This is a genomic window from Marinobacter salarius (assembly GCF_032922745.1).
Lineage (GTDB): Bacteria > Pseudomonadota > Gammaproteobacteria > Pseudomonadales > Oleiphilaceae > Marinobacter.
The window spans coordinates 351304-371100 of the sequence record NZ_CP136693.1; the positions used below are offsets into that span (position 1 = coordinate 351304).

Here is a 19797-nt window from a genome sequence, read left to right on the forward strand (position 1 = left end):
CTCCTCAGAACCGCTTCGAAACATCCACAACCACCCGATGCCTGGCATCAGCATCGTCACCATAGGCATCACCCGGCATGAAAACGCCGCCACGGAAACGCACATCAAACGCCGCCCAGGACGTTGAAGCACTGTCGCCGTAGTAGCCCAGCACCAGGTCCACCGACTGCCCGAGATCGTCACTGCTGCCGGTAAAACCGGGCTCGACCAGGTCGGAGCGCACGGTGCCGTTTTCATCACTCAGCCAGTAACGGTGATACAGCAGGTTGGCGTCCCAGGTGTCGCGGTCAGATAGCGCAGTATAGAGCGTGAACACCTTTAAGTTGGTCCATTCGGGCTGAATGGCCTCGCCAAAACGCTGAACCTGGGAACGGGTGCCGGTAAACCGTGAGCGGTTGCTTTCCAGGCTGGTTTGCCGGAAGGCGTCACTTTCGCCCGGCCCACCGCCACCGGACGCAACGGCACCGTGAGCACCGACAACCCAGCGGGGCGTATCCAGCAGTTGGGCACGCGCGCCCAGGTCCGCCGCCCAACCGGAGACATCGCGTTCACGATCACTGAAGCCACTGGGCGCACTGGGGTCTGTACCGATCACAGTGTCCGTACCATTCACTGCCGCAACCGATGCGAAATACTGAAACGCATCGTGGGAGTGCCAATCGAAATAACTTCGGTCCGCCTGGATGGCCGTCCAGGTCAGCGAATCGGTAAAGCTGTCATCCAGGGTCTGCCCTCGCGCCGCATACTCGTCAGCCTGACTGCCATAACCCTGCCCATGCGTGGCCAGAAAACCCAGATAGTGCCCTTTCCGCCATTGCCAGCGCGTGTGGACAAACATGCGAGCGATGTCTTGCTCATAACCCTGAAGTTCGTTGGTGTCGGTTCGCAACTCAGCGAACTTCTGGGCAACACCCACCGTGGCGTCAAGCAGCGATGTATTGAAGATCCAGCGTGTGAGGGTAATGTCGTCGTCCCACCATATACCGCTGTTTTCCTTAAGCCGCTCACGGCCAAAGCGAATCGACTCGCCGGGATAGTCACTCAGGCCGTTGTAATCCAGCCAGGCCTCACGGAGCGCAAAAAAGCCATCGGTCGTGGTGCCGCCGATTTCGTCGCTGACGTCTACCTGACCGGTTGCGCCAAACGCCTGCAGGCGCAGTTTTGAGCGCCAGTGAGGTGACAATTGCCAGACCCACTCGGGCTTGATGTCGAGGCCGGCTTCGTTGGATTTGGTCTCGCCATTGGAGCCCAGTCCAAGGCGCCGGTCGCCTTCGCTGATAAAACTGAGCTTGGACTTTATGTTCTGTTCAACCAGCCGCGGATAACTCTGGTTCGCCTCGTCTGTAGACTGAGCTACAGCGGGCGCTACGCCGAGTGATGCCAGGCAACTGACAGAGAGTGCGAGGCGAGTTAATCGATAGTTCGTTATAAGCTGCATTGAGCTTATCCTCCTTGTTTTGTGGTCGTTGCCGGGCCTGAAGTGCCTCCGGCGATCATCTGTCGCCGCGCGGCACGTTCCTGCCTGTACAGGGCCTCAGCTCTCTTTTCGGTGTGTTCTGGTAGCGACAGAACCATATCCACCATCAGTTCTTTGGCACGCTCAACGCCGCCCTCCACTGCCAGCAACGCGAAACTCCAGGCATAAACACGGTTCACCTCGATGCCTTTTGCTTCCCAGTAAAGCTCGGCAAGGGCGTAATCCGCCTTTGGAAAGCCTCGGCGTGCCGCCGTCAGAAGATGCTGCTTGGCCTTTTCGGGATCTGGCTCCCCGAGATAGCCACGCTTGTAGATGCGCCCGAGCAGGTATTCCGCCGAGGGGTATTTTTCACGCGCTTCCATGGCGTACTCGATCGCCTTCTTCGGATCGGTCGGCACAATGCGGCCTCGCTCATAGGCCCGGGCCAGTGACAGCGACGCCTTCAGGTCACCGTTGGCTCGCGCCTCCCGAAGCATCTCGATAACGACCTCCGGTTCAGCGAGGTAGTTGTTCTCCATGATCAACTTGGCGCGCGCCGTCAGGGCGGGCACGTAGTCGGGCGTCAACATCTGGTAGAGTTCGTTGGTGGCAGCCACCTGTTTTTGCGGGGTTTCGTCGTCCGACAACCACCGCGCGAACAGGTACAGATCGCGATCTTCAATACTGCCCTGCTCCCAGGCCTGCTTGGCCCGGTCAACAAGTGCCTTCAGATCCTCACTCCGGCCGTCAACCAGATACACTCTGGCGAGCAGTTGGAAGCATTCGGGCTGGGCCTCGGCAATGGGCGCACACAGGCCTTCAATCTCGTCCGTATGATTCTCGAACTGGCCGGTCAGCAGGTAGTAACGGGCCAGCGCCACGTCGCCTTTCGGATCTCCGGCGGCGCGGGCCTGCTGAATCAGCTCAAGCGGTTTGCCGTTGGGGAACTCCCGGGGAAAATGGATGTACAGGTTGATCAACGGGATCAACGCCGTCTTATCACCTTCCGCAAGCGCTTTGCGCAGGTAACGGGCGCCATTGGCCCGCTGCTCCGGGGTTTCCCCTTCCCGCGCATTCATCTTGCCTATCCGGATAGCAGCTCGTTCACTACCCTGCTCCGCGGCCTTCCTGTACCAATCCAGCGCCTTCTGGCGTGCTTCCGGTGTGTCCTGCGCACCATAAAGATCCCCCAGCTCCACCTGGGCGTCCGCCAGGCCAAACTTCGCCAGCTTTTCCAACTGCGCCCGGGCCTCCTGAACGTCACCTTCGGCAGCAGCGTTCTCAGCCCGCTGAATGTCGGGCAGGTTGCCGCAACCAGACAGCACCAGAGTGAACAGACCGGCAATGCACGCTACTCGCTTCATGCTCCGCAACTCCCTCAACCTTCCGAAAACCGTTCAACAACCTTCTGCAGGCTCGGCATCCGGAACTGGTCGACCGTGACACCAATGGGGCGTCCGATTGCTTCAATCGGCAGCGGTTCGGCGGATTCGATAGACGCACTGATAACGTCGACCAGCCCGCCCTGAGCCTGGGAGTTCACATACAGCGACGTAATGTGCCCGGTCTGTTCCTTGCCGTTGGGGAGCCGCAATATCACCTGCTGCCCTTCTTCGAGCTTTTCACCCTGGTTAAACGGGAAGTTGGCAACAACGTGGGCGGACGAGTCCATCGGCGCCATAACCGCAAGCTGCTCACCCTTGCTCATGTACTGGTCTTCAGCCGGCCTCATGTTCACCACCTTGCAGTCACAGGGGCTGGTGATCGTTCCCCGAACCCGCTGGTCCAACAGCTCTTCGATCTGGCCGACGCTGTAGTTGCCCTCTCCAACCAGGTCATTCACATAAGACATCATGGGCGCGTCAAAAGTAGCGATAGCCTGGCCCGCCTTAACCTCCTGCCCAGGCTTGACCAGCGTTGTGACCTTTGCGTCTTTGGGAATCCGCAGGGGAATCTGCTCCGACGCCACCATGGCGGACTCCGCCTTGGTTACGAAGTAGATGTCCCACAGCTCGGAGACCACAAAGCTGATCGCAAACAGACCTATCAACATCACGATCAGGCTTCCGACCATCGCGCGAAGCTTGCCGAAGAATCCAAGGTCATTGCTGCCCTTGCCTTTGCGGGCCTTGGTGAAGTTTTCGCGGGACAGCGTGTTGAGCACATCGCCGGCGGAAACCACTTCACCGCTGAGGAATGCGGTAATGAGGTATCTCAGGGCAGAAACCTCCCGGGCTCCCAGATCCTGAAACTCACACCCACAGCGATCATTCATCGAATCGAAACTGCGCGGGACAAAGTTCACGTCAATGGCAAGATCAAAGCCGTCAACCTTGAACACCAGGCGACCCTTGTAGACCCGGCCCTGACGAAACGACTCCAGGCCCGTGTTGACACTGAACCCACCGGCCGAAAGATCGGCCACCGGAAAGTTGTGGGTTGAGCCACCAAGGTTTACAAACAGCTTGGCCGGAATTCTTACCCGGGCATACTGTCGCTGTGCCTCGGATTCATGGACAAACTGCGGTTCAATATCTGCCCTACTTGCTGCCATATTCATTGCTTTGATCCTTGTGTGTTGTCCCAACGATGATTGGTGTACATAAGAAAAACTCCCCTTGCGCTATACCAGCTTCATCACCACCGCCAGAAAGACACTGCCTGCGGATATCGTCATCACTCTTGACGACCAACGGTTCATGCGTTGTTGGAAAGACGCGTTGTTCGCGCTGAACCGGGTTTTCTGGCGTGTCCACGACTGTCGGTCGAGCCGGAAAAAGACATAGATTTTCACCAGCGAGCCGAAGATCTGGTTGAAATAGAGAATGCACGGATAGGCTGGCCCGACCGAGTGTCCGGTAGTGATAAGCAGCAACGTCAGCACCAAACGGGTAAGCCCAATCCAAAGCAGGTAGGCCACCAGCACAATACCGGAGTACTTGATGGACGCGACGATAGCCGCAGTCAGCCCCAGGATGCTGGTCCACATTGAAATGCGCTGGTCATAAAGCACGTACCAGGTAAACCATCCAAGGCGCCGGGGGCCAAGCTTGGTAGCCCGTGAATTCTGCCGCAGGGAGTTGCCATACCAGCGAAACATCAGCTGACGGGCAGAACGGATAAAGCTGGGATCAGGTGGATGCTCCACTGTGCGAATCGTGGCGTCCGGCACATAGAAGGTGTCGTACCCCAGGCGCATCATGCTGAACCAGCTGGACTTGTCATCGCCGGTCAGAAAGCGGAATTCGCCCAGCCGCCAGTGCTTCAGGGAGTCATACTCCACGTCGCTGATGAACTCCGGGCGCGTAACCACGCTGGCCCGGAATACCGACATGCGACCGGTGAGCGTCAAAACCCGATACGACAGCCCCATCGAGCACATATTCATGTGGCGCTGGGCGAACCTCAGCTTGTGCCATTCAGACATCAGATAGCTGCCGCGCACCTCGCAAAACTCGTTGGTAGTCAGCGCGCCGATGTTCGGCATCAACCGGAAGTAAGGGGCGGTTTTACGTACCACTCCGGGTTCCAGCACGGTATCGCCGTCCACCACGGCCACCACGGCATTCTCGTCAGGCAGATCCCGTGAAATGGCACGAAAGCCGTACGCCAGACCATCCCGCTTACCGGTCCCCGGAATGCGCACAATCTTGAGCCTGATGTGGCTGGGTGGATCAAGCTTCCGCCACATTGCCCGCATGAGCATTTCATCGGAAAGCTCCACCACCGATGCCACCACCGTTGTCGGCCAACCACACTCAACCGCTTCGCGGATAATAGAGTTGTAAACCATGGCCGTGGTGTCGGCATCGATACGGAAACTGGTCACCATCAGATAGACATGGGACGGAGCGGCGTCTTCGCCCAACGCCTTTGCCCGACGCCGAATCTTGGGGAATGCCCATTTAAGGAAATACATCGCACGCAAAAAGTGGATAAACCCAACGGAGTACCGCCAGATACCAATCACCCCGATGACCAGGAGGAAGTGGGCGCCGCCCCTCACCGTATAGGTAGTGGGCAAAGAGATCGCCAACGCCCCGAGTACGGAGAGAAAAAGCAGCCAACCGCCTGTTCTGGACACTATGTTGTCTGAGATATAAGACATGCCGTCCGTTCCTGAAATAACATTCCGTGCGTTTTCTGAGCGTGACGCCCCGCCCCACCAGGGCACCAGGACGTCACGCATGGGGGTGAAGACTTACCAGCAGATGCCTTCCAGCACCTCGGTACTTGTGGTCTTCATGAAGCCCACAAGGTCAATCACCCGCTTGCCCTCAGGCACTTCCGAAATCACCGTTTCGAACAGCTCGTCGTTGTTGCCGACCACAATCACGTCCGCGTGATCAATCACGCCACGCAGGTCGCTGTGCATCAGGTTCGAGAGGTGCGGAATCTTCTGGTTGATGTATTCACGGTTGGCGCCGTGGGTGCGGGCGTAATCCACATTGCGGTCGAAGATCTGCAGGTCATACCCCTTGCCAATCAGCATCTCGGCCAGCTCCACCAGCGGGCTTTCCCGCAGATCGTCGGTGTTGGACTTGAAGCTCAGGCCGAGCATGCTCACCTTGCGGCAGCCATAGCCGGTGAGGATCTTGAAGGCATGAGCAACCTGCTCATTGTTGCTGCTCATGATCGAACTCAGCAGCGGGTGCTTCACGTCCATCTGATTGGCCCGATAGGTCAGTGCCCGCACGTCTTTGGGCAGGCAGGAACCACCGAAGGCGAAGCCCGGGCGCATGTAATAACGTGAAATGTTCAGCTTCTTGTCCTGGCAGACAACGTCCATGACGTCCCGGCCGTCCACGCCCATCGACTTGGCAATATTGCCGATCTCGTTGGCGAAGCTGACTTTGGTCGCGTGCCAGATGTTGCAGGTGTACTTGATCATCTCAGCCACTTCGATGGGCTTACGGATGATGGGGGCATCAAGGTCCTGGTATATCCGCGCCAGGAACTCGCCGGAGCGTTCGTCGAGCTCACCAATGACCGTCATCGGAGGGTGGTCATAATCCTTGATCGCCGTGCTTTCCCGCAGGAACTCCGGGTTCACACACACCCCAAAATCAACGCCGGCGCGTTTCCCGGACGCTTTCTCCAAAGCCGGGATGACCACCTCACGAACCGTTCCGGGCAGCACCGTGCTACGCACCGCTACCAGGTGCCAGTCACCCTTGTCCTTCAGGGCATTACCGATATCGCTACACACTTTCTCGACAAACTGCAGATCAAGATCGCCATTTGGCTTGCTGGGCGTGCCCACGCAGATCATCGACAGCTCACTCTCCTGAACCGCGATGTGCCCGTCGGTAACGCCGTTGATGAATCCGTTCTCGCGCCCGCTCCGGAGCAGCTCCTCCAGCCCCGGCTCCACAATGGGAGACCTGCCGCTGTTGATCAGATCAATTTTGATGGGCGACACATCCACACCGACCACGTGATGCCCCCGCTGGGCCAGACTGGCGGTACACACCGCCCCGACATAACCCAAACCAAAAATACTGACTCGCATATCCTTTACTCCCCTGACTGTCATCCAGCGACTCCCACCCGGGAGCCGCCATGAATCCAACGACTGACTACTGGTTGACTGATGACACTCAAAAGGCTCGGTACAGCGACCCCGAAATCGGAAAAGAGGTTCTTTTTTGAACTTTTCCCCGCGACCGGTGTCTGATTACGAACAAGCAAGCTCAACAGAAAACGTTGCCCTGATGCGCCTTTTGAGTATCCAGTTTGAGTTGGGGGAACACGAAGACGGACAAATCACCGGCAAGCGATCCACGTCGTCCACAGCGTTCCAACAGCCAGAAAACTATCGTAACGAAACGTTAAATGCCTGTTACGAAAAGATAATTTCAACTATAGGCAAGGGATACATGTCTTGATTTTTGGTGTGCACAATTGGAATACAGGAAAGACCTAGTCGCCTGACAACGCAGAAGAAATGAAAAAGGAAATCATCAGAGCATGCACCGATAAGGTACATATGAGAGAAAGGAGTGCGCTTTTCTATTTCGTAATCGCAAAAAAATAAAAATCGATATTATAAAATCGAATCAAACGCGATTTTTTCGTATGGAACCCATTTGAATCTTTCGTCGTTATACAGGGTCGTATCGAGAAAAATACCGCTCAAAGACAGTGAAACTCAGCCGATCACCGACTGAGCTCCACCACTGAACCTCACCAAAGAGACGAGATTCGTGTTAACGCGCAGCTGCTTTATTTAGGCGCCATGCGCAGTGCACAGTCCAGGCGGATAACCTCACCGTTGAGGATCGGGTTGCGCACCATCTGATCCACCAACATGCCAAACTCTTCAGCCTTGCCCAATCGCTTGGGGAAAGGCAGCGTGGCCGCGAGACTGTCCTGCACTTCCTGTGGCATGCCCGCCATCATTGGCGTCATAAAGATTCCCGGAGCAATAGTGTTGACCCGAATACCTTCCCGGGCAAGCTCGCGGGCGGCCTGAAGTGTCAGCGATACCACGCCACCCTTTGACGCACTGTAGGCTGCCTGGCCAATCTGGCCCTCGTAAGCCGCCACAGACGCCGTGTTGATAATCACACCCCGCTCGCCATCCGCGTTGGGCTCCCGCTGGGCCATATCGGCCGCGGCGAGACGCAGAATGTTAAAGGACCCAATCAGGTTGACCTGAACCACCTTGCTGAATGCCTCAAGCGGCATCACACCATCCCGGCCCAGGATCTTTGCGGCCGGAGCAATACCCGCGCAGCTGACCGCCACGCCACAGGGCCCATGCGCCTTACGGGCTTCGCTGAACGCGGCTTCCGCACTCTCAGAAGACGTCACGTCGCAGTAAATAAAGACGCCCCCAATGTCTTCCGCCACTTTTCTACCCTGCTCCTCCTGAACATCCAGAATCGCCACACGGCACCCAGCCGCCGCCAGGGCACGCGCTGAGCCCTCGCCCAAGCCGGATGCACCGCCTGTTACAATCGCTGCCACATTTTTGAATTCCATCATTCACTCCTGTTTCACATATCTGTTGGTTGAAATCGGGCCTTAAAAATACTTTACGTTTACGTAAACTTTATCTAACCTAAGTCTAAAAAGGAAATCTCTATGGACATCAAGAAAACTTACAGCATCAGCGAGCTGGCCAAAGAGTTCGACGTGACGACACGAAGCGTACGCTTCTACGAAGATCAGGGTCTACTGCACCCCACCCGGCGCGGCCAGACCCGGATCTTCAGCTCGAAGGACCGGGTGCGGCTGAAGCTGATCCTCCGGGGCAAACGCATGGGCTTTTCCCTGGCGGAAACCAAGGAGCTTTTTGACCTGTGGGACGAAACCCTCAGCGGCAACGAGAAACAGCTCCTGCTGATGCTGGACACCCTGGCCCGCAAACGGGCGCAACTGGAGCAACAGAAAAACGACATTGCCCAGGCAGAAATGGAAATGGACACCGCAGAAGCAAGATGCCGCGAGGCGCTTGCTGACCTGCAACAACGAAAGCGTAAACAGACAAAGGCCACCACCAAAGAGCCTGAGTCCACCGAGCAGAAATAACAGCAAGATCAAAAGGTAGCCAACCATGAAATCACAATACTCAGAGTTCAACTTCGGCCTCGGCGAGACCCTGGACATGCTGCGCGAGCAGATCAACGGCTTTGCCGCCAGTGAAATCGCCCCCCGCGCCGAAGCCATCGACCATGACAACCTGTTCCCCAACGACCTGTGGAAAAAGTTCGGTGACATGGGCCTGCTGGGTATTACCGTTGACGAAGCCTACGGCGGCTCCGGCATGGGCTACCTCGCACACGTCATCGCCATGGAGGAAATCAGCCGTGCCTCTGCATCCGTGGGACTCTCTTACGGCGCGCACTCCAACCTGTGCGTTAACCAGATCAACCGCAACGGCTCCGACGAGCAGAAAGAAAAGTACCTGCCCAAGCTCATCAGCGGTGAACACATCGGCGCCCTGGCCATGTCCGAACCCAACGCCGGTTCCGACGTCGTCTCCATGAAACTCAGCGCCAAAGACGCCGGCGACCACTATGTGCTCAACGGCAGCAAAATGTGGATCACCAACGGCCCCGACGCCCACGTCTATGTGATCTACGCCAAAACCGATCCGTCTGCCGGCCCGCGCGGCATCACCGCCTTCATTGTGGAACGCGACACCCCGGGATTCAGCCAGGCCCAGAAGCTAGACAAACTCGGCATGCGCGGCTCCAACACCTGTGAGCTGGTGTTCGAAGACGCCAAAGTGCCCAAGGAAAACGTCATGGGCGGCGAAGGCAACGGCGCCAAAGTCCTGATGAGCGGCCTCGACTACGAACGCCTCGTGCTCTCCGGCGGCCCGCTGGGCATCATGCAAGCCGCCATGGACGTGGTCGTACCCTACATCCGCGAGCGCAAACAGTTCGGCCAGGCCATCGGTGAATTCGAGCTGGTCCAGGGCAAAGTGGCTGACATGTACACCTGGATGAACACCGCCAAGTCCTACGTCTACATGGTCGCCATGTCCGCCGACCGCGGCAACACCACCCGCAAAGACGCCGCCGGCGCGATCCTCTACTCCGCCGAAATGGCCACCAAGCTGGCCCTCGACGCCATCCAGTTGCTGGGCGGTAACGGCTACATCAACGAGTACCCGACAGGCCGTTTGCTGCGGGACGCCAAGCTGTACGAAATCGGCGCTGGCACGTCCGAAATCCGCCGGATGCTGATCGGTCGCGAGCTGTACCTGAACAACTGATAAAGCAGCTCAAAGCCACTGGCTCTTATAGTTTTAAAGAGGCCAGCACCCAAAGTATGACGAGGGACTGGCGGGGTGTCTTTCCGGGAATGTCTCCGGCCATGGATGGCCGGAGTCAAGCGCACATGGACGTGCTCGTAGCGTGTCCCGGAAAGACACCCTGTCAGTCCCGAAGCCCCGTAACTCGAGGCCAGGAAAATGACGATACTGCAAAGCAAAGTGAACCCAAGGTCCGAAGAATTCCAGGCGAACCAGGAATCCATGGCCAAGGCCGTGGCCGATCTGCGGGACAAAGTGACCACCATCCAGCAAGGCGGCGGCCCCTCTTATCAGGAACGCCACATCGCCCGCGGCAAACTGCTCCCCAGGGAGCGCATCAACCGCCTCCTGGACGACGGCTCCCCCTTCCTGGAAGTCGGCCAGTTCGCCGCCTACAACGTCTATGACGAAGAAGTCCCGGCCGCAGGCGTCGTCGCCGGCGTCGGCCGCGTCTCCGGCACCGAATGCATGATCATCGCCAACGACGCCACCGTTAAAGGCGGCAGCTACTACCCGTTGACGGTCAAGAAACACCTGCGCGCCCAGGAAATCGCCCTGCAGAACCGTCTGCCCTGCATCTACCTGGTCGACTCCGGCGGCGCCAACCTGCCCCGGCAGGACGACGTCTTCCCCGACCGCGACCACTTCGGCCGCATCTTCTACAACCAGGCCCGCATGTCCGCCGACGACATTCCCCAGATCGCCGTCGTCATGGGCCTGTGCACCGCCGGCGGTGCCTACGTACCCGCCATGGCCGACGAATCCATCATCGTGCGCAACCAGGGCACCATCTTCCTGGCCGGCCCGCCGCTGGTAAAAGCCGCCACCGGTGAAGTCGTCAGCGCCGAAGACCTGGGCGGTGCCGACGTGCACTGCAAAGTCTCCGGTGTGGCCGATCATTACGCCGAGAACGACGCCCACGCCCTGGAAATCGCCCGGCGCTGCATCTCCAATCTCAACCGCCGCAAACCGGCCGACGTGGAGATCCGCAAACCCAAGGCACCGCTGTACAACGCCGAAGAAATCTACGGCATTGTCGGCACCGACCTGCGTAAACAGTTCGACGTGCGCGACGTCATTGCCCGCATCGTCGACGGCTCCGAATTCGACGAATTCAAACGCTACTACGGCCAGACCCTGGTGACCGGCTTTGCCCATATCCACGGCTACCCGGTGGGCATCATCGCCAACAACGGCATCCTGTTCAGCGAATCCGCCCAGAAAGGCGCGCACTTCATTGAACTGTGCTGCCAGCGCAACATCCCGCTGCTGTTCCTGCAGAACATCACCGGCTTCATGGTGGGCCAGAAGCACGAATCCGAAGGCATCGCCAAGCACGGCGCCAAGATGGTCATGGCCGTGGCCTGCGCCGAGGTGCCCAAGATCACCGTATTGATCGGCGGCAGCTTTGGCGCCGGCAACTACGGCATGTGCGGCCGCGCCTACAGCCCCGATTTCCTGTGGATGTGGCCCAACGCCCGCATCTCCGTGATGGGCGGCGAACAGGCCGCCGGTGTACTCGCCACCGTCAAACGTGAAGGTATGGAGCGCAAGGGCCAGGAATGGAGCAGCGAAGAAGAGGCGCAATTCAAGAAGCCCATCGTCGACTCCTACGAACACCAGGGCCACCCCTACTACGCCAGCGCCCGCCTGTGGGACGACGGCGTGATCGACCCGGCCCAGACCCGTGAAGTCGTCGCCCTGAGCCTGTCCGCCACCCTTAATCGCCCGGCCAAGCCAACACGCTTCGGCGTGTTCCGCATGTGACGGAGGACAACGCCATGACCGAACAGGAATCAGCGGTACTGCTCAACCAACGCGCCAAAGGCGTCACCGAAGTGGTGCTGAACCGCCCGGACAAACGCAACGCCTTCGACGACGTGATCATTCAGCAACTGATCACCGCGCTGGAAACCGTGAACGCCGACGACAACACCCACATCGTCATCCTGCGTTCGGAGGGCAAACACTTCTCCGCCGGGGCGGACCTGGGGTGGATGCGCCGCATGGCGGACAACAGCCGCCAGGAAAACCTGGACGACTCGCGGGAACTGGCGCGGCTGATGAATGTGCTTAACCACCTGTCCAAGCCGGTGATCGGCCTGGTGCAGGGTGCTGCCTTCGGCGGAGCCGTCGGCCTGGCCGCCTGCTGCGACATCGTGCTTGCCACCGACAAGGCCAGCTTCTGCCTGAGCGAAGTGAAACTCGGCCTGATCCCCGCTGTGATCAGCCCCTACGTGGTACGCGCCATTGGCGAGCGCCAGGCCCGCCGTTACTTCCTGTCCGCCGAAGTGTTTTCCGCAACGCAGGCGCAGGAATACGGCCTGGTGCACATCGTCTGTGACGATGTTGAAGCCATGAACGCACGCTGTAACGAGATGCTGCAGCAACTGGCCATCAACGGCCCAGAAGCCATGAAAGCGGCGAAAGACCTGGTGTTTGCCGTCAGCTACAAGCCGATCAGCGCCGATGTAATCGACGATACCGCACAACGCATTGCCGACATCCGGGTGGGTGCCGAAGGGCAGGAGGGACTTGGTGCCTTCCTGAACAAACGCAAGGCCAACTGGGTTCCGGAGGAATAACAACCATGTTCAGCAAAATCCTGATCGCCAACCGGGGCGAAATCGCCTGCCGGATCATACAGACCGCCCACCGCATGGGCATTCGCGTTGTCGCTGTCTACTCTGACGCCGACGCCGACGCGCGCCATGTCGCCATGGCCGACGAAGCCTTCAACATCGGCCCCGCCGCCAGCTCCGAGAGCTATCTGAAAGCCGACAAGATCATTGAGGTGGCCAAGGAAAGCGGCGCCCAGGCCGTTCACCCGGGCTACGGGTTCCTCTCCGAGAACACCCAGTTCGCTGAAGCCTGCGAAGCCAACAACATCGTGTTCATCGGCCCGCCCTCCTCCGCCATCGCGGCCATGGGTTCCAAGTCCGCCGCCAAGGCCATTATGGAAAAAGCCGGCGTACCCCTGGTGCCGGGTTACCACGGTGACGACCAGACCCCGGACACCCTGCGTAATGAAGCCGAGAAGTGCGGCTTCCCGCTGCTGCTGAAAGCCGTCGCCGGCGGTGGTGGCAAAGGCATGCGCGTGGTCGAGCGCATGGAAGACTTTGACGATGCCCTGGCGGCTGCCAAACGGGAATCGAAGAACGCCTTCGGCAACCCAGACATGCTCATCGAACGCTACCTGACCCAGCCACGCCACGTGGAAATTCAGGTGTTCTGCGACAAGAGCGGCAAAGGCGTCTACCTGGCCGAGCGCGACTGTTCGGTGCAGCGCCGCCATCAGAAAGTGCTGGAAGAAGCCCCCGCTCCGGGCCTGAGCGAAGACACCCGCAAAGCCATGGGCGAAGCGGCCGTCAAAGCCGCCCAGGCCATCAACTACGTCGGCGCCGGCACGGTGGAATTCCTCTACGACGTGGACGGCTCCTTCTTCTTTATGGAAATGAACACCCGCCTGCAGGTGGAGCATCCGGTGACGGAGATGGTCACCGGCCAGGACCTGGTGGAATGGCAGTTGAAAGTCGCCTGGGGCGATGCGCTGCCGCTGGAACAGTCCCAAGTGAAAACCCGGGGCCACGCCCTGGAAGCACGTATTTACGCCGAAGACCCGGACCAGGATTTCCTGCCCGCCACCGGCAACCTGCGCTACCTGAGCACGCCCGATGAAAGCGCCCACGTGCGGGTGGATACTGGCGTCACCGAAGGCGACGACATCAGCATCCACTACGACCCGATGATCGCCAAGCTCATCGTGTGGGACGAAACCCGGGACCAAGCCATCAACCGCATGGTCCAGGCTCTGGAGCACTACCGCATTGCCGGCGTGAAAACCAACATCCGTTTCCTCCACGCCCTGGCCGACGCCCAGCCGTTCCGGGAAGCGGATCTGACCACCGGCTTTATCGAGGACCATCGCGAGCTGCTGTTCCCGAAATCCCGGCTGGACACCCACAAAGCCCTGGTACTGGCGGCCGGCTTTGTGCTGGAACAGCGTAAGTCCCGGGAAGTGATCAGCACCGATCCCTGGTCGCCGTTTGGCCGCCAGAACAGTTGGCGCATGAACTCGGAATACGCCCAGCCCCTGCAACTGCAGGTGGGTGAGGACATCCACGAGCTCAAGGTGCTGGAACGGGACGACCGCTATCAGGTGTTTGTGGGTGACAGTGTCTACAACCTGACGGCGAAGCTGGACGACGACTACCTGCAGGCGGTCATCAACGGCCACCGCATCAGCGTTCACGGCAACCTGCACAACGATCAGCTGGTGCTCTTCTACGAAGGCGACACCTTCCAGTGCATCCTCTACCGGGAAACCTACGGCTTCGAGGAAATGGCCGGTGAAGGCAGCCTGGCCGCGCCCATGAACGGCGCCATCGTGGCGGTACAGACCAAGGTAGGCGACACCGTGACCGCCGGCCAGAGCTTGGTGATCATGGAAGCCATGAAAATGGAGCATGCCATCAAGGCCCCGGCCGACGGTGTGGTGACCGACATCTTCTTCGCCGAAGGCGATCAGGTGTCCGAAGGCGCCGAACTGATCGCCATCGAAGTCACCGACGACGAGGAGGCAGGCTAATGGCCTTTCCGACGCAGGTAAGACTGGTTGAAATGAGCCCCCGGGACGGCCTTCAGAACGAACCCGGCCCGGTGATCGACACCGCCATCAAGACCGGCCTTATCGACCGGCTGGCCGACTGTGGCCTCAACCACATCGAATCCGCCAGCTTCGTGTCCCCGAAATGGGTGCCCCAGATGGGCGACGCCGCCGAGGTGATGGCCGGCATCAAGCGTAAAGCCGGTGTGCGCTACTCCGTGCTCACCCCCAACCTCAGGGGCTTCGAAAACGCCCTGGCGGCCGGGGTGGACGAAGTCGCCGTGTTCGGCGCTGCGTCGGAATCGTTCAGCCAGAAAAACATCAATTGCTCCATCGCCGAAAGCCTCGAACGCTTCCTGCCGGTGATGGAAGCGGCCAAACAGCACCACATCCCGGTGCGGGGTTACGTCTCCACCGTGCTCGGCTGCCCCTACGAGGGCGACATCGCCCCCGACCAGGTGGCCAAAGTCGCCAAGGCCCTGGCCGAACTCGGCTGCTACGAAATCTCCCTGGGCGACACCATCGGCGTGGGCACCCCGTTGAAAGCCAAACGCATGCTCGAAGCTGTCGCTGCCGAAGTACCCATCGAAAAACTGGCTGCCCACTTCCACGACACCTACGGCCAGGCCCTGGCCAATCTTTACGCGGTGCTGGAAGAAGGCGTCTCGGTGATTGATGCCTCCGTCGCCGGCCTCGGCGGCTGCCCTTACGCCAAGGGCGCCTCCGGCAACGTCGCCACGGAAGACGTGCTATACCTTCTGAACGGATTGGGCATCAAGACCGGCGTCGACCTGAACAAACTGGTTACCACCGGCGAATGGATCAGCGAACAACTCAAACGCCATAACGGCTCAAAAGTCGGCCAAGCTCTCGGAGGAAACTGCTAATGAGCCATCCTAAAAACGTCGTCGCCCTGGATCTCCCGATCCCCGAGATCAAGGACATGCCGGAAGACACCCAGAAGTACTTCCAGATCTGCCAGGAAAAACTCGGCATGATCCCCAATGTTCTGACCGCGTACAGCCAGAACCTGAAGCAGCTTGAGGGCTTCACCCGCCTCTACAACGAGCTGATGCTCGGCGAAGGCGAACTCAGCAAACTGGAACGCGAGATGGTCGCTGTTGTGGTGTCCTCCGAAAACAAGTGCTTCTACTGCCTGGTGGCCCACGGTGCTGCCGTGCGGGTGCTGAGTGGCGACCCCGTGCTGGGCGAACACATGGTGATGAACTACCGCAGCGCCAAACTCGACAAGCGCCAGCGCGCCATGCTCGATTTCGCATCGCACCTCACCCGCTCCCCGGCCACCGTTACCGAAGAGCACACCCAGGCCCTGCGGGACGCTGGCCTCAGCGACAGTGCCATCTGGGACCTGAGCAACCTGATCGGTTTCTACAACATGTCCAATCGCGTGGCCATCGCCAGCGATATGCAACCGAATCCTGAATATCACAACCAGAGCCGCTAGCAGGCTGATTCAAACCTGCAGCTTGCCCTCGACGACAAAAACAATGGAGGCAGACACCATGAGCATGACTCTTCCCAGCTACACCAGCGGTACCTCCGAAGTACCCCTGCTGGGCATGACCATCGGCGCAATGCTCGACCGCACCGCCGAGAAATACCCGGATACCGAAGCCCTGGTTGCCCTGCACCAGGACATCCGCTGGACCTATAAAGAGTTCGTGGCAAAGGTCAACGAAGCCGCCCGCGCCTTCATGGCCATCGGCGTCAAACGCGGCGACCGCGTAGGCATCTGGTCCCCCAACCGCTACGAGTGGACCGTCACCCAGTTCGCCACCGCCAAAGTGGGCGCCATTCTGGTCAACATCAACCCGGCCTACGGCGTGCATGAGCTGGACTACGCCATGAACCTGGCCGGTATCTCCGTGCTGGTCACGGCAGACAGCTTCAAGGCGTCTGACTACCGCAAGATGGTCTACGACCTGGCTCCCGAACTGAAAGCCGCCGCCCCCGGCAAGCTCAAAGCCCAGAAAGTGCCCGAGCTGCGCGCCGTGATCAACCTGGACAAAGACAAGCACGACGGCATGTGGACCTGGGCCGAGTTTGTCGGCTTCGCCAGCGACGTCAGCCAGGAAGAACTGGACAAGGTACAAGGCCAACTGCAGTTCGATGACCCCATCAACATCCAGTTCACCTCCGGCACCACTGGCAACCCCAAGGGCGCCACCCTCACCCACCACAACATCCTCAACAACGGATATTTTGTGGCGGAGAGCCAACTGCTCACCGAGAAAGACCGCCTGGTAATCCCCGTGCCCCTGTACCACTGCTTCGGCATGGTGATGGGCAACCTGGGCTGCATCACCCACGGCGCCACCATGATCTACCCGGGTGAAGGCTTCGAGCCCCAATCAGTACTGCAGGCCGTGCACCAGGAAAAAGCCACCGCCCTGTACGGCGTGCCCACTATGTTCATCGCCGAACTGGCCGAGCCGGACTTCGAAACCTACGACCTTTCCACCCTGCGCACCGGCATCATGGCTGGTTCCATCTGCCCGGCAGAGGTGATGAAAAAGGTCAACGGCAAGATGAACATGAAAGAAGTGCAGATCGCCTACGGCATGACCGAAACCAGCCCCGTGTCCACCCAGACCAGCTCCCTCGACCCGTTCGAGAAACAGGTCACCACCGTGGGGCGCACCCAGCCACACCTTGAAACCAAAATCGTCGACCCCGGCAACGGCAACGTGGTCCCACGCGGCGAAATCGGCGAGCTGTGCACCCGTGGCTACAGCGTGATGCTGAAGTACTGGAACAACGACGAGAAAACCCGCGAAGCCATCGATAGCGCCGGCTGGATGCACACCGGCGACCTGGCCACCATGGACGAAGACGGCTACATCCAGATCGTCGGCCGCATCAAGGACATGGTCATCCGCGGCGGCGAGAACATCTACCCGAAAGAAATCGAGGAATTCCTCTACACCCACCCCGCCATCGAGGAAGTGCAGGTCACCGGCATTCCCGACGACAAATACGGCGAAGAACTCATCGCCTGGGTGAAACTCAACCCGGACGCAGACCCGGTGACCAGCGACGAACTGCGGGAATTCTGCAAAGGCAAAATCGCCCACTTCAAGATCCCCAGGAACTACAAGTTCGTGGATGAATTCCCGATGACGGTTACGGGGAAGATCCAGAAGTTCAAGATGCGGGAGATTTCTATTGAGGAGATGGGGTTGAAGCAGTAACGCCCCTATGCCAGTCCGTTCCTACCTCAAACCCCGGCCATGTGCTGGGGTTTGTGCTTTGTGTACTCTGCGTATACGCTTTTGGAAAAAGTGGAATCATGAAGCGTGCTTTGTTATTGCGCTGTGGCATTAAAGGAATATCGACCAAGTGGCTTTGCAGGATTCTGTTTTTGAAACGATTTCTTTTAATCCGCCTGAAAACGAAGGCGTAGTCGTGAAGCGGTTAGATGTGTGATCAATTTGGGCGCCATCTAACGGCTGTTATGCGAATAGAGGAAGACTGTAGATGACGGTAAGCGTGTTTTTAAGTCACAACCATGAAGACAAGGATTTCGTGAGAAAGCTTGCGAGAGACTTGGAAAGCCATGGTGTTCGTTATTGGCTTGATGAAGCGGAAATGAAAATAGGGGATTCATTGATACAGAAAATACGAGAGGGCATTGATTCTGTAGATTTTTTGGACTTACCCCGATACGCATGACACACCCCAGCCTCAAACGGAGGCCATTTCAAAGGCCTCTGGGCTGACGCCACCCAGGTGGGTATGACGTCGAACTCGGTTATAAAACACTTCGATGTAGTCGAACACATCCGCCTTGGCCAGGTCACGGGTTTTGTAGATCCGTTTCCGAACGCGTTCCTTCTTCAGGCTGCTGAAAAACGATTCAGCCACCGCGTTATCCCAACAATTACCCCGACGGCTCATGCTGGGGTCCAGGTTGTGGGCGCGACAGAATCGGTGCCAGTCATCGCTCCCGTATTGTGAGCCTTGGTCTGAGTGGACCAGGACCTTTTCCTTCGGCCGCCGTCGCCAAACGGCCATCAGCAGCGCATCCACCACCAGGCTACGGTGCAGGGTGGGTTTCATCGACCAACCCACTACACGACGCGAGAACAGGTCTACAACCACCGCCAGATACAACCAGCCTTGCCAGGTGCGGAGGTAGGTGATATCGGTCACCCAGGCTTTGTCAGGGTGGCTTACGGTGAATTCCCGCTGGAGCTTGTTCGGGGTAAGAATAGACGGTCTTCCGGCGATCACGCGCGGTGCTTTGTAGCCTCGCAGCGCCTTGATTTTGTGCGCTCGCATCAATCGGGCGACTCGATGTCGGCCGCAGGTTTCACCGGCTTCCCGGAGGTCCAGAAACACCCGTGGTGAACCGTACACGCCGGAACTGCCTTGGTATGAGGCCAGGATCAATCCGAGCAATCTCTGGTTATCCACCGCCCGATCCGACAGCGGTTTGTGCAACCATTTATAAAAACCGCTGCGAGCTACCTGGAGCACACGACACATAGTTTTGGTGTTGAACTCGTGTCGGTGATCGTTGATAAACCGGTACTTCACTCGGGCTCTCTGGCAAAGTACCGAGCGGCCTTTTTTAGGATATCGCGCTCTTCTTCAACCCGGCGCATTTGGGCCCGCAGCCTGAGAATCTCGCTTTTGGCCTCGACCAACTCAGCGGCCTGTTCATCAGACTTATCCGGTTTCACCGCCTTAACCCATTTGTAGAGGCTGTGAGCCGAGACTCCCAGTCGTTGCGACACTTCGGCTACGGTATAGCCCCGTTCCAGCACTTGTCGAACCGCTTCGTTCTTGAATTCCGGGGGATAACGTTGGCTGCTCATGACAATTCCTCCTATGCTCTAATCATAGGCTAGGAGTGTCTACTGCACCGGGGTAAGTCCAAGACACAAAAAATAATGTCCACAAGAACTAAGCTGGTTAATACAGTTGGACCGTCCCGCGATGGGC

16 protein-coding genes are annotated in these 19797 nt (G+C 58.7%); 9 read left to right on the top strand and 7 right to left on the bottom strand.

Going from position 1 to position 19797, the window contains the following annotated elements:
- Window positions 1-4: 4 nt before the first annotated feature.
- The 6 genes from R1T46_RS01645 to R1T46_RS01670 form a co-directional block, all read right to left on the bottom strand.
- Window positions 5-1438, bottom strand: a complete 1434-nt coding sequence (locus R1T46_RS01645; RefSeq protein ID WP_317307109.1) for an alginate export family protein — start codon at window positions 1436-1438, stop codon at window positions 5-7.
- Between the two features lie 5 nt (window positions 1439-1443).
- A complete protein-coding gene (locus R1T46_RS01650; protein WP_317307110.1) occupies window positions 1444-2820 on the bottom strand; it encodes a hypothetical protein in 1377 nt (458 codons plus the stop codon).
- A gap of 14 nt (window positions 2821-2834) precedes the next feature.
- The gene (locus R1T46_RS01655) at window positions 2835-4016 is read right to left on the bottom strand and encodes a PilZ domain-containing protein (protein ID WP_317307111.1); all 1182 of its coding nucleotides are present in this window, start codon (window positions 4014-4016) and stop codon (window positions 2835-2837) included.
- A gap of 63 nt (window positions 4017-4079) precedes the next feature.
- Complete coding sequence (locus tag R1T46_RS01660; RefSeq protein WP_041334401.1) at window positions 4080-5564, bottom strand: glycosyltransferase family 2 protein; 1485 nt, start codon at window positions 5562-5564, stop codon at window positions 4080-4082.
- 93 nt (window positions 5565-5657) lie between these two features.
- Complete coding sequence (locus tag R1T46_RS01665) at window positions 5658-6968, bottom strand: nucleotide sugar dehydrogenase (RefSeq protein ID WP_036202667.1); 1311 nt, start codon at window positions 6966-6968, stop codon at window positions 5658-5660.
- A 713-nt stretch (window positions 6969-7681) separates the two neighbouring features.
- Entirely contained in the window at window positions 7682-8443 is a 762-nt protein-coding gene (locus R1T46_RS01670) for an SDR family NAD(P)-dependent oxidoreductase (RefSeq protein WP_007153315.1), read from the bottom strand.
- Window positions 8444-8545: 102 nt separating this feature from the next.
- Here R1T46_RS01670 and R1T46_RS01675 point away from each other — a divergent pair, with 102 nt between their 5' ends.
- The 9 genes from R1T46_RS01675 to R1T46_RS01715 all read left to right on the top strand — a co-directional run bounded on the left by R1T46_RS01675 (window position 8546) and on the right by R1T46_RS01715 (window position 18522).
- Window positions 8546-8992, top strand: coding sequence for a MerR family transcriptional regulator (locus R1T46_RS01675; RefSeq protein ID WP_041334396.1), 447 nt, complete (start codon window positions 8546-8548; stop codon window positions 8990-8992).
- Between the two features lie 25 nt (window positions 8993-9017).
- A complete protein-coding gene (locus R1T46_RS01680) occupies window positions 9018-10184 on the top strand; it encodes an isovaleryl-CoA dehydrogenase (protein WP_075195364.1) in 1167 nt (388 codons plus the stop codon).
- A 198-nt stretch (window positions 10185-10382) separates the two neighbouring features.
- Window positions 10383-11990: a carboxyl transferase domain-containing protein gene (locus R1T46_RS01685; protein WP_317307112.1), complete on the top strand. Its 1608-nt coding sequence runs from the start codon at window positions 10383-10385 to the stop codon at window positions 11988-11990.
- A gap of 14 nt (window positions 11991-12004) precedes the next feature.
- The gene (locus R1T46_RS01690; protein ID WP_317307113.1) at window positions 12005-12808 is read left to right on the top strand and encodes an enoyl-CoA hydratase-related protein; all 804 of its coding nucleotides are present in this window, start codon (window positions 12005-12007) and stop codon (window positions 12806-12808) included.
- A 5-nt stretch (window positions 12809-12813) separates the two neighbouring features.
- On the top strand, window positions 12814-14811 hold the full coding sequence (locus R1T46_RS01695; protein WP_317307114.1) for an acetyl/propionyl/methylcrotonyl-CoA carboxylase subunit alpha: 1998 nt from the start codon (window positions 12814-12816) through the stop codon (window positions 14809-14811).
- On the top strand, window positions 14811-15716 hold the full coding sequence (locus R1T46_RS01700) for a hydroxymethylglutaryl-CoA lyase (protein ID WP_317307115.1): 906 nt from the start codon (window positions 14811-14813) through the stop codon (window positions 15714-15716). Before R1T46_RS01695 ends, R1T46_RS01700 begins: the two co-directional genes overlap by 1 nt.
- Complete coding sequence (locus R1T46_RS01705; RefSeq protein ID WP_036202644.1) at window positions 15716-16294, top strand: peroxidase-related enzyme; 579 nt, start codon at window positions 15716-15718, stop codon at window positions 16292-16294. Before R1T46_RS01700 ends, R1T46_RS01705 begins: the two co-directional genes overlap by 1 nt.
- Window positions 16295-16358: 64 nt before the next feature.
- Complete coding sequence (locus R1T46_RS01710; protein ID WP_317308246.1) at window positions 16359-18041, top strand: AMP-binding protein; 1683 nt, start codon at window positions 16359-16361, stop codon at window positions 18039-18041.
- Between the two features lie 286 nt (window positions 18042-18327).
- Window positions 18328-18522 carry a toll/interleukin-1 receptor domain-containing protein gene (locus R1T46_RS01715; protein WP_317307116.1) on the top strand — a complete coding sequence of 65 codons (195 nt, stop codon included), beginning with the start codon at window positions 18328-18330 and terminating at the stop codon, window positions 18520-18522.
- 12 nt (window positions 18523-18534) lie between these two features.
- On the opposite strand, the gene R1T46_RS01720 is transcribed toward R1T46_RS01715, so the two are convergent.
- Window positions 18535-19670, bottom strand: a protein-coding gene (locus R1T46_RS01720) for an IS3 family transposase (RefSeq protein WP_379865018.1) whose coding sequence is annotated in 2 segments (ribosomal slippage) — window positions 18535-19418 and window positions 19418-19670 — 1137 coding nt in all. Because the reading frame shifts where the segments join, the coding sequence is not laid out codon by codon here.
- Window positions 19671-19797: the final 127 nt, after the last annotated feature.

What these genes read in the sequence shown, in the direction of transcription:
- R1T46_RS01645 (WP_317307109.1), bottom strand. Translation starts at nt 1,438, where the DNA reads ATGCAGCTTATAACGAACTATCGATTAACTCGCCTCGCACTCTCTGTC.
- R1T46_RS01650 (WP_317307110.1), bottom strand. Translation starts at nt 2,820, where the DNA reads ATGAAGCGAGTAGCGTGCATTGCCGGTCTGTTCACTCTGGTGCTGTCT.
- R1T46_RS01655 (WP_317307111.1), bottom strand. Translation starts at nt 4,016, where the DNA reads ATGAATATGGCAGCAAGTAGGGCAGATATTGAACCGCAGTTTGTCCAT.
- R1T46_RS01660 (WP_041334401.1), bottom strand. Translation starts at nt 5,564, where the DNA reads ATGTCTTATATCTCAGACAACATAGTGTCCAGAACAGGCGGTTGGCTG.
- R1T46_RS01665 (WP_036202667.1), bottom strand. Translation starts at nt 6,968, where the DNA reads ATGCGAGTCAGTATTTTTGGTTTGGGTTATGTCGGGGCGGTGTGTACC.
- R1T46_RS01670 (WP_007153315.1), bottom strand. Translation starts at nt 8,443, where the DNA reads ATGGAATTCAAAAATGTGGCAGCGATTGTAACAGGCGGTGCATCCGGC.
- R1T46_RS01675 (WP_041334396.1), top strand. Translation starts at nt 8,546, where the DNA reads ATGGACATCAAGAAAACTTACAGCATCAGCGAGCTGGCCAAAGAGTTC.
- R1T46_RS01680 (WP_075195364.1), top strand. Translation starts at nt 9,018, where the DNA reads ATGAAATCACAATACTCAGAGTTCAACTTCGGCCTCGGCGAGACCCTG.
- R1T46_RS01685 (WP_317307112.1), top strand. Translation starts at nt 10,383, where the DNA reads ATGACGATACTGCAAAGCAAAGTGAACCCAAGGTCCGAAGAATTCCAG.
- R1T46_RS01690 (WP_317307113.1), top strand. Translation starts at nt 12,005, where the DNA reads ATGACCGAACAGGAATCAGCGGTACTGCTCAACCAACGCGCCAAAGGC.
- R1T46_RS01695 (WP_317307114.1), top strand. Translation starts at nt 12,814, where the DNA reads ATGTTCAGCAAAATCCTGATCGCCAACCGGGGCGAAATCGCCTGCCGG.
- R1T46_RS01700 (WP_317307115.1), top strand. Translation starts at nt 14,811, where the DNA reads ATGGCCTTTCCGACGCAGGTAAGACTGGTTGAAATGAGCCCCCGGGAC.
- R1T46_RS01705 (WP_036202644.1), top strand. Translation starts at nt 15,716, where the DNA reads ATGAGCCATCCTAAAAACGTCGTCGCCCTGGATCTCCCGATCCCCGAG.
- R1T46_RS01710 (WP_317308246.1), top strand. Translation starts at nt 16,359, where the DNA reads ATGACTCTTCCCAGCTACACCAGCGGTACCTCCGAAGTACCCCTGCTG.
- R1T46_RS01715 (WP_317307116.1), top strand. Translation starts at nt 18,328, where the DNA reads ATGACGGTAAGCGTGTTTTTAAGTCACAACCATGAAGACAAGGATTTC.